This window comes from Bradyrhizobium manausense (assembly GCF_001440035.1).
Lineage (GTDB): Bacteria > Pseudomonadota > Alphaproteobacteria > Rhizobiales > Xanthobacteraceae > Bradyrhizobium > Bradyrhizobium manausense.
In genome coordinates, this window is the sequence record NZ_LJYG01000055.1 from 62320 (window position 1) to 72046 (window position 9727).

The window sequence follows — 9727 nt, forward strand, 5'->3', positions numbered from 1 at the left end:
CCGTGCGCAATTGCGCACTAGGCCAGAACGACATCGCTCAATCACCGCGCCGCAAAGCAACCGTAACAGGAGTCGCGCATGCCCCTCACCAGCGGCCGCTTCATCGGCCACGAACAGGACCGCGGCATCATCCAGTTCTCCATGCACGACGGCGCGAAGGAGATCCCCTGCGCCATCTCCACCTCCGCAATGGACGATCTCGAACGCGGCCCGCAAACCCGCCCCGAGCACCGCGAAGCCCAGTTCACCCGCCTCCGCGACCGCATCGAAACCCGCGCCGCCAGCAAATACAGCGCCTGCGAATTCGAGGGGACACCGCCGGGCATCGTGCTGCGGAGCATTGATTTTCGGGGGTAGGGGAGGGGGCTATTGCTGCTCGGTCCTGTCCGTCTTGCCCGGGCAGTGATCAAGCAAAAAAGATTTCGCTTATCTTGGCCGGAGGAGGAGCATTAGCTCCTCGGTGTTGAGGCGCGCATCTCTCCCCGCTTCATTGCCGCGCCCGTCGCTTGTGCCGCCAAGACTGCTGAATCGACTTGCGACCACCTCCCGATCAATTTTGAAGTAGCCAGATGCAATGTCCTGAACGCGCGCTCCTGATAAGCCATTAGAGCACTCATGTTCAGGGAACGTGATGATAACTTTGGCTCCTCTGTTGGCTATGGTCTCCAGAAGTTGAGTGAGAGCGTCGGCAGACTCAGTTAATACGCTGTACCGCGAACGTGGTCGCCTTCGCGAATCCGGATAGCGGCCTACTCCAGAGACAAGACCTGGGCGACCGGACGCAATCGATTCCAAGACGTGATAGAATCTACTGTAGTGTACCGCGGAGTATGGAGGATCTATGAAGATAAGATCTCCAGCGGACATGGTATTGGCGAGGACGTTTGCATCGGCTTTAATGGCAATGCCAGCCTTCTTTGCGGCGACTGCTCCCAAAGTGGCTAAGTTGCGCCTCGCAAGGTCGGGTACTTCCTTTTGCCAAGATTCGCGAATGAAACGACGTCCAGTCTTGGTTGGCTGGAACGGCTGCGCGGTATGACCTGGACTTGCTGCGCACTGGCTTGCGGTTTGAATTAGAGCAGCAAGAGCAAGTTGACGTTGCTCTCTTCCCTTAGGGAGATTTGCTCGAAGTGCATCAAGCCAGAGCGCCTGACTGGCGCTGAAATAGTGTCCGCCATAGGCGGCCGTTATCGGCAACTCCTCCTGCTTTTCCGACCATTTTCTAACAGCAGCCACGCTTGCTTTTGTGATTGAGTCGAATTTGGGCGGACGTTTTCGTGCGCGCTGCACGTATTGAGTGGCCGATGATAGCCAACCAGCCCAGATCTGATCGCCATCCAAGACTCTGTTGCGGCAAACAACAGAGCCAGCGAGTGTCACGCTGTATTCCTGTAGGTCGGCCGCGAGAACGGGGATCTCGTGCATTTGAGCCACGTGTCTTGCGACTGCGCCGGACCCGGTAAACAAGTCGACGAAACGAGAAGACTGCGGAACCTCTTGAGCAAGGAGCTTTCCGAGGCCGTTGCGTAACATCACTCTTTTTGAGCCCATGTACTTCATTGATCGCCGCAACGCTTATGGTGTCATTGTCCATATCGCTACCCGCTCCGAGGCAGCCATTCCGATGAGAGCCTCAGACAGTTCAGAGCGAATCTTAAAGAAGGTCTGATCAGGAAGCGTGTATCGCTGCTGAAATGCTTCAACCTGTTCGAGGAGCTCGGATACGTCAGCCCACATGTCCATGGGGTCGGCGAGGGGAGAATCCCAAAGTCCACGGCTTCTTCCCAATCCTTCTGACCAAAATGTCACCGCAGCAGCATCGATGTTCGCTGCGCGCAACAAGAGTTGTGATGACCCTGAAGCCAATCTTAACAGTAGAGTGGCCCGAGAGATGACTGAATGAGCTCCCACGCCGGGATCGCTAGCAGATGTTCCAGCGTACTTGAAGACGATTGCGTCGTGGGGAGAAGATCCGCGAAGCAAATATCGAATGAGTTCTTTTTCGACGGCAGGAGATAAGCCTTGCGAACGCACGATTCCTTCAACGAAGGACTGAAATCTTGCTGCCTGGCTGTGCGGGGTTGATCCAGTTTTTGCTTTGAAGCGAGTCTCGAGAGCAATGCGTAGAATGTTTCGATCGATCGCATCAAAGCTCGCCAAAGGTGACGGTTCTAGAGAGGCCCACAGATCACGGGCAAACTCGAGTGCGTCCCTGGCGTCAATTTGCCAAGACAATGGGATACCGTCCGGCTGGTAGCTGGATAAATTACGAGCATCTCTGTCGTCACCAAAATTTCTGAGATCGATACCCCATAGCCTGAACCAAGCTTGAGCTTGAGGCGCGACGGCCGATGCTCCTCCTTCAGAATTAAACCAATCCTCTAAGGGTATGCCTTGCGGGCGAATCATTCTGGAAAAGAGGTACGAAGCACTTGTAAGTGTCGCCCAATGCTCGAGGCATGCCCATGCAAACTGATGAGTTCCCAATGAAGATTGGAATCGTCTAACGGAGTTCTTCCCATTGACCGCAAAATGGTGCTTGGAGAATACCCCGATGCCCTCAGTCGCCAACAGTGCTGCTGCTGCCCGCAATTCCGCGTAGTATGCGAGGTGTATGGCTCGATGGGGGTCGCCTCGAAGCAGAGCGACCAGAGATTTGCCGAGGTAAGTCCATCCGTCCGTAGCGTGTAGGATCGGGCTAGCAGCAATGTACTGCGCTAAGTGAGAGAGCTGATGGGGGGAGTTCCGGGCAATTTCATCGCCAATAACTGCTACCGGATCGCTGGCATAGCGGTTGGAGTTGGTGACCCACCGCGATGCGCTGATCGTCGTCTTTAGCCCTGCAAGTGTTTCCTCGACGTCTCTACGTACGAGCCGCGTTACGACTGTTCTGTCGGAATGGGAAAGCGTCATCGGTTACAATCGCTTTGCCGCTTCTGCGATGTCGCCCTTGCCGTCTCTTAACGTTTCAATGAGTTGAGCGCGGAGTTCGCGGTATCCGCTGCTTCCTCGAAACACTAGCTTCGCTCTGCGTTCTTGATCGGTAAGTTCGGGGGTTGAACTTGATCGCCAATCAAACCTTGCCGCCTGTTGGGCATAGGAGGAAACAAAATCGCTAGCGGGATGCCGGCTCAGGGTTGTCAACGCAAGCGCCACCGCGTCGGCATCGCTTGCCCCTGCACGTCTCTCAACCTGCCACGAGCGCAATTGTAAGTGTGAGGCCCACGTGAAACAGATGTCGTTTAGCACGTGAAGGTAGCCACGGACTCCTTGATCGGAAGGTATCAAGGAATATCGACCATAGAAGGCAGGATCTTCCCCCGAAGAAGCTGAAGCCGCGCTATCCTTAATTGCCTGAATCCGCAATTTCTTTGCCCATCCACTATCCATCTTGCCGACGGCATCTCGGAAGGCTTTCCATGCAAAGATCAAGAACGCAGCCTGTTGGGCGCGGCTCCATCCGAGCACCTCTTCGCCCTCTTGCATACGGGATCCAAACAGGCCTCCTGGTCCTGTACTTCTTCCAGTCCAGCGGCGAACAAACGTACTCGTTAGCGTCTTAATCCAAGCAGATTGAGTAACCCAAGGGTTTCCTTTTTCGCCTAGCATATTGATGCGGTCGTGCCAGGGACTTTCGGGATGCGACCACAGGGCCTCAGTGAGCTCTTGCGATCTCGTGTCGCGATATACTTCGTGCCCCTCAGCGCGATCGAGCCAGTCTTCGGTACGCAACAAGGGATAGAGATCAAACGCAAGACTCGGATTGATCCGCTTTGGCTTGATGTTGATTGTCCAGAACAGATAAGCTTGCCAGCTGATGTCCAAACCGTGAAAGGCCACCACGGGCAGCTCAAAATCGGTGTCGCCAGCCTCGAACGCCCATAGCCGATGTTGCCCGTCGATGACTTCGAACGGCGGTGAATGTGAAGGACGCCAGTCCGGAGTCCAGTCTGAATAGGGCAGGATGATTTTATGGGATTGCCCTTCTTGCGCTATTGTGACGAGGTCGTTTTGATCGACGCCTCCAGAAGGTCTGCTGTCGGTGATCTCTAAAATGTTGATCACAATAGCCGTCGGTAGCCAACCAGGCTTACGAAGATCGTTAAATTCCGCCGATTGCCGTTTGCTTTCGTTCAGCGTGGACCATGGAAATCCGTATTCAACGAATTGCTTGATCTCTTCTGAACGCTCGGGCTCGTGTTGGCGTTGGATGCCCAGGTCCGCCGCCCTTGGCGCGATACCGGAAGCACTTCTTCTCGCGATGCCGGTCAGGCTGCGAAGCTCGCGGGCGGGGAGGGAGAAGAGATAGAAATAGGGCTTTGGGCGCTTTCTATGTTCCTTCGGATTAAAGGATATCTCATTCCAGCCAGCAAGCCATTGGGGGACCTTGATCGCGGTCACTTCACGAAAATGATCCATGTGCGCTTTGGGAGGCAAGGATAGATCCTGGGATGGTGGGCAAGCAGACAACAAGCCGCCCGACGCTACGCTCGAACGGTGAAGAATGACCTTACTACCTACGATTGGTTGAAGGTTGCTCTCTTTGCAAGATGCCGCAGCCGAATTTGTCACGCTGCCCCCAAAACAAAAACGGCCGGATCTTTCGATCCGGCCGCAGCGCAAAACTCTACCCGGCTAAGCCTACGCCACGCGACGCAACCTAGCCCCCGCCCTATTCCGAAAAAATCTCAGCTGGCCTTCTTGGCCGGCGCGTCGCCGACCTTCTTCTCGATGGCGCGCTTCAGCTCGAGGGCGCGCGGCGACAGGGTGGCGGCGTTGGCCTTGAGCAGGAAGGGGTCGAGGCCGCCATTGTGGTCGACGCTCTTCACCGCGTTGGTGGAGACGCGCAGGCGCACGTTGCGGCCGAGCGCTTCCGAGATGAAGGTGACGTTGACCAGGTTCGGCAGGAAGCGGCGCTTGGTTTTGATGTTGGAGTGGCTGACCTTGTGGCCGACGAGGGGGCCCTTGGCCGTCAGTTCGCAGCGGCGAGACATGGCATAATTCCTTCGGTCTAAACCCCCAATGCTTGCGGCCGCCATTCGGGGCGCCACGGGGGCAAATTCTTTCGTCCTTGCAGGGAGCGGGCGGACGTATAGGGGGAGTAGGGCGGGTAGTCAAGGATTTGGGGCGGGATCGTGCCCCAGGTGTCATCGCCCACGAAGGCGGGCGATCCGGTACGCCGAGGCGGCGCGGCTGGAGCCGGAAGGCGGCGGCGTACTGACAGCGGAGGGAAAGGGGAGAGGCAAGCGAGCCCGCTGCAGAACTCCGGCCAATCACCAAAACGGCAATGTTTAAAACCCCTTACCATCACATAAAGGGCGCAATCGCCGCTGAAAAGTCCAGTGAGTTCCTTTAAAGCTTGGCCCTTGGGACACATTGCTTGCCGCCGGAGCAGGCTTAAGTAACAACCACTCGTTTTCCGATTGGATCGTCTCGTGCACACGTCCCCCCTCATCCCGCCCCGGCTGCGCGCGGCCGGCAGGCTGGCCATTGTCATCAGGCTGGCGCTGGCGGCCGTTGGCGGGCTGGTTGGGGTGTGGGGAACGCAGCCGGCGGCGGCGCAGGGCAAGCTCGAGGCGCAATATGAGGCGACGCTGTCAGGCATTCCGGTCGGCCGCGGCGCCTGGAACATCGATATCCAGGACGACGTGTTTTCCGCGGCGGCCTCCGGCGGCACCACAGGCATTCTGAAATCCTTCGCCGGCGGGTCCGGCACCGGCGCCTCGCAGGGCCGCGTCGTCAATGGCGCGCTGGTCGCCAGCGCTTACCAGGCTTCCACCACCACCTCGAAGAAGACCGAAGAGATCCACATCACCCTCGACAAGGGCAATGTGAAGGATTTTGGCATCATCCCGGAGCCGCCTGTTGATCCTGACCGTATCGTCGTCACCGAGGCGCATCGCCGCGGCGTGTTCGATCCGATGACGGCCTCGCTGGTGCGCGTGCCAGGAAACGGCGATCCGCTGTCGCCGGAGGCCTGCCATGGCAGCGCGCCGGTGTTCGACGGCCGCATGCGCTACGAGCTCAAGCTCGATTTCAAGCGCATGGAGACGGTGAAAGCGGAGAAGGGCTATCACGGCCCGGTCGTGGTCTGCGCGCTCTATTTCGTGCCCGTGGCCGGCTACATCCCCGACCGCCCCGTGATCAAATACCTCGCCGCCCAGCGCAACATCGAGATCGCGCTCGCGCCCGTCGCGGGCACGCGGATCCTGGTTCCGTTCTGGCTGAAGGTCCCGACCCCGCTCGGCCCCGCCATGCTTGAAGCCACCAGCTTCATCACCACGGCCCAGCCGCCGCGGGTGGCGAAGACGCAGTAGGGGCTGCACTGCCCACCCCCGCCCACCGGCCGTCATTCCGGGGCGCGCCCCTTGGCGCGAACCCGGAATCCATCGGGCCGCGGCGACTGTCTCACGATGGATTCCGGGTTCGTCGCTGCGCGACGCCCCGGAATGACTGATGGAGACGTGGCAGCAAGCCATATCAATGACTTACCTACTGTGCATGGGGTTGTTTCGGCGACAGGGCCCCATTTTCCGGGAATCCATTTGACTCCGGCTCGATTCTGATTCGACTCGGCGCCATCCCCAACTTAAGGGTTTCAGCCCCCACATCGTCGCTTGTGCGGCCCCCCAAAACTCCATCTAGTGCACACGCAAAACGAGTCCCACGACAGCTTGCGTGAACGGAACGGGACTCACAGGGGAGTCAGCGATTCGGCCGCGATTCGTTCTAGAGTCGTTCCGAAGCTTAAAGGATGAGGAAAAAGCGTCGCAAAGTGAGACAGTTGCGCGAGGTTTCGAGATCCCGTCACCCTGAGGTGGCCGCTTCTTCAGCGGCCCTCGAAGGGCGACGGGCCCGGCTGGTGCCGCCCGGCTGGCACCCCGGCCCTGCATCCTTCGAGGCTCGCCCAGCGGCGCGCTTGCGCCGCAAGGCGAGCACCTCAGGATGACGGATCGGGTGCACGGCACCCCTTCGCCTCATCAAGCCCTGACTTTCGCCCCATCAGCCATTACCTATTCCGGCAGACATGGCCTTTCCTCCTTCCCCCTTCGCTTCCGAGCGCGTGCCCGGCGCTGGCGTCACTGCGGTGCTCGGGCCCACCAACACCGGCAAGACCCATCTCGCCATCGAACGGATGCTGGCGCATTCGTCGGGCCTGATCGGCTTGCCGCTGCGCCTGCTGGCGCGCGAGGTCTATAACAAGATCGTCGCCCGCGTCGGCCCCGAGGCCGTCGCGCTGGTGACGGGCGAGGAGAAGATCAAGCCCAGGAGCCCGCGCTACTGGGTCTCGACCGTCGAGGCGATGCCGCGCGATCTGGACGTCTCCTTCCTCGCCGTCGACGAGATCCAGATCGCCTCCGATCTCGAGCGCGGCCACGTCTTCACCGACCGCATCCTCAACCGCCGCGGCCGCGACGAGACGCTGCTGCTGGGCGCCGCCACGATGCGCCCGATCATCGAGCGGCTCCTGCCCGGCGTGTCCATGATCACCCGGCCGCGCCTGTCGCAGCTGGAATTTGCCGGCGACCGCAAGATCACGCGCCAGCCGCGCCGCACCGCCATCGTCGCCTTCTCCGCCGACGAGGTCTACGCCATCGCCGAGCTGATCCGGCGCCAGCACGGCGGCGCCGCCGTGGTGCTGGGCTCGCTCTCACCGCGCACCCGCAACGCGCAGGTCGCGATGTTCCAGAACGGCGATGTCGATTATCTCGTCGCCACCGATGCTGTCGGCATGGGCCTCAATCTCGACGTCGACCACGTCGCCTTCGCCTCCGACCGCAAGTTCGACGGCTTTCAGTTCCGAAGGCTCACGCCGGCCGAGTTCGCGCAAATCGCCGGCCGCGCGGGGCGCGCCACGCGCAACGGCACTTTCGGTACCACGGGCCGCTGCGGCCCGTTCGAGCCCGAGCTCGTGAATGCGCTCCAGAACCACATCTTCGATCCCGTGAAGATGCTGCAATGGCGCAACTCGAAGCTGGATTTCTCCTCCCTCGGCGCGCTCCAGGTCTCGCTCAATCTCGCCCCCGGCCACGAGACGCTGACGCGGGCCCCGATCGCCGAAGACATGCGCGTGCTCGACCACGCCGCCCGCGACGTCGAGGTGCGCGATATCGCGCATGGCAAGGCGGCCGTGGAGCGGCTCTGGGAGGCCTGCCAGGTCCCGGACTACCGGAAACTGTCGCCTGCGGCCCATGCCGAGCTGGTGACGACGCTCTACGGCTTCCTGATGCGGAAGGGCTGCATCCCCGATTCCTGGTTCGCGGCCCAGGTCGAGCAGGCCGACCGCGTCGACGGCGACATCGACACACTATCGGCGCGAATCGCGCAGATCCGCACCTGGACCTTCGTCGCCAACCGCCCGGACTGGCTGAAAGACCCCGATCGCTGGCAGGGGATCGCCCGCGAGGTCGAAAATAAATTATCGGATGCGCTCCATGAACGCTTGACTGAGCGTTTCGTTGATCGCCGGACCAGTGTATTGATGCGCCGCCTGCGGGAGAACACGAGCTTGAATACGGAAATCGGCAAGACCGGCGAAGTTATCGTCGAAGGCCATGTCATCGGCCGCCTCGATGGCTTCACCTTTGCACCGGATGCGGCGGAAGCCGGCTCCGATGCGAAAGCCTTGCAGGCTGCCGCGCAAGCGGTGCTCGCCGGCGAGATCAATACGCGCGCCGAAAAACTCGGCAACGCGCCGGACGATCAGTTCGTGCTGACCTCCGACGGCACCATCCGCTGGACCGGCGACGCCGTGGCGCGGCTGACGGCCGCAGAGGAGGCGCTGCATCCGCGCATCCGCATCATCTCGGATGAGCGGCTCACGGGCGCTCCCCGCGAAAAAGTGCAGGCGCGGCTCGACCTCTGGCTCAAGACGCATATCGAAAAGCTGCTCGGGCCGATGTTCGAGCTGTCGAGGGCCGAGGACGTCACGGGTATCGCCCGCGGCATCGCCTATCAGCTGGTCGAGGCGCTCGGTGTGCTCGAGCGTCCGAAGATCGCCAACGAGCTGAAGGATCTCGACCAGCCCTCGCGCGCGACGTTGCGTAAATACGGCGTCCGCTTCGGCGCCTATCACATCTATTTCCCCGGCATCCTCAAGCCCGCCTCGCGTGCGCTGGCTGCGCTGTTGTGGGCGCTGAAGCAGGACAATGTCGATCTGTCGGCACTGTCGGGGGCGCAGCATCTGGCTTCCTCGGGGCGCACTTCGTTCCCGGTCGACAAGAGCTTGCCGCGCGATGCCTATCGCGTGCTCGGCTACAAGCAGGCCGGCGAGCGTGCCGTGCGGGTCGACATCCTGGAGCGCCTTGCGGATCTGATCCGGCCCGCGCTGGCCTGGCGCGAGAACTCGCCCGGCGAAAAGCCCGCCGGCGCGTTCGACGGCCGCAGCTTCGTTGTCACACAGGCGATGACCTCGCTCACCGGCTCCGCCGGTGAGGGCTTTGCCTCGGTGCTGCGCGCGCTCGGCTATCGCATGGAGAAGCGTGCACCGCTGCCGCCGAAGCCGGTCGCGACCGTGGCTGCGGAAACGCCGGCTGCTGAGGCATCTGCAGAAGCGCCTGCGACCGAACAGGCGGTCGCACCCGCGGATGTCGCGATCGAAGCCGTCACCGTCGAAGACGCGCCCGGCATGGAGCAGCACGACGAGCCCGCTCATGAAGAGCCGGCGCTCGAAGCCTCATCTGATTCGCCCGTGACGCCCGAAGATGCCCCCGGCATTGCCCCGCCG

The 9727-nt window shown here is 60.9% G+C and carries 7 protein-coding genes; 3 read left to right on the forward strand and 4 right to left on the reverse strand.

What is annotated here, in order from left to right; all coding sequences use genetic code 11:
• The first annotated feature begins 78 nt into the window (after positions 1–78).
• Positions 79–357 (forward strand): DUF1488 family protein, encoded by a 279-nt coding sequence (locus tag AOQ71_RS15030; protein ID WP_057747459.1) that lies wholly within the window; start codon positions 79–81, stop codon positions 355–357.
• A 69-nt stretch (positions 358–426) separates the two neighbouring features.
• Here AOQ71_RS15030 and AOQ71_RS43200 read toward each other — a convergent pair whose 3' ends face one another.
• The 4 genes from AOQ71_RS43200 to rpmB all read right to left on the reverse strand — a co-directional run bounded on the left by AOQ71_RS43200 (position 427) and on the right by rpmB (position 4994).
• Positions 427–1560, reverse strand: a complete 1134-nt coding sequence (locus AOQ71_RS43200; RefSeq protein WP_083514211.1) for a DNA adenine methylase — start codon at positions 1558–1560, stop codon at positions 427–429.
• A gap of 15 nt (positions 1561–1575) precedes the next feature.
• A complete protein-coding gene (locus AOQ71_RS45075; RefSeq protein WP_157083510.1) occupies positions 1576–2913 on the reverse strand; it encodes a hypothetical protein in 1338 nt (445 codons plus the stop codon).
• A gap of 3 nt (positions 2914–2916) precedes the next feature.
• Complete coding sequence (locus AOQ71_RS15035) at positions 2917–4437, reverse strand: DGQHR domain-containing protein (RefSeq protein WP_205668224.1); 1521 nt, start codon at positions 4435–4437, stop codon at positions 2917–2919.
• A gap of 251 nt (positions 4438–4688) precedes the next feature.
• Entirely contained in the window at positions 4689–4994 is a 306-nt protein-coding gene (rpmB, locus tag AOQ71_RS15040; RefSeq protein WP_057747461.1) for a 50S ribosomal protein L28, read from the reverse strand.
• A 513-nt stretch (positions 4995–5507) separates the two neighbouring features.
• Between rpmB and AOQ71_RS15045 the strand changes: the two genes are divergently transcribed.
• A complete protein-coding gene (locus AOQ71_RS15045) occupies positions 5508–6317 on the forward strand; it encodes a DUF3108 domain-containing protein (RefSeq protein ID WP_057747506.1) in 810 nt (269 codons plus the stop codon).
• A 710-nt stretch (positions 6318–7027) separates the two neighbouring features.
• The coding region (locus tag AOQ71_RS15050) for a helicase-related protein (protein ID WP_245316884.1) at positions 7028–9727 on the forward strand (2700 nt) is incomplete at its 3' end.

Bases quoted from the DNA above. Each gene is read 5' to 3' on its own strand.
- AOQ71_RS15030 (WP_057747459.1), top strand. From the start codon at position 79: ATGCCCCTCACCAGCGGCCGCTTCATCGGCCACGAACAGGACCGCGGC.
- AOQ71_RS43200 (WP_083514211.1), bottom strand. From the start codon at position 1,560: ATGAAGTACATGGGCTCAAAAAGAGTGATGTTACGCAACGGCCTCGGA.
- AOQ71_RS45075 (WP_157083510.1), bottom strand. From the start codon at position 2,913: ATGACGCTTTCCCATTCCGACAGAACAGTCGTAACGCGGCTCGTACGT.
- rpmB (WP_057747461.1), bottom strand. From the start codon at position 4,994: ATGTCTCGCCGCTGCGAACTGACGGCCAAGGGCCCCCTCGTCGGCCAC.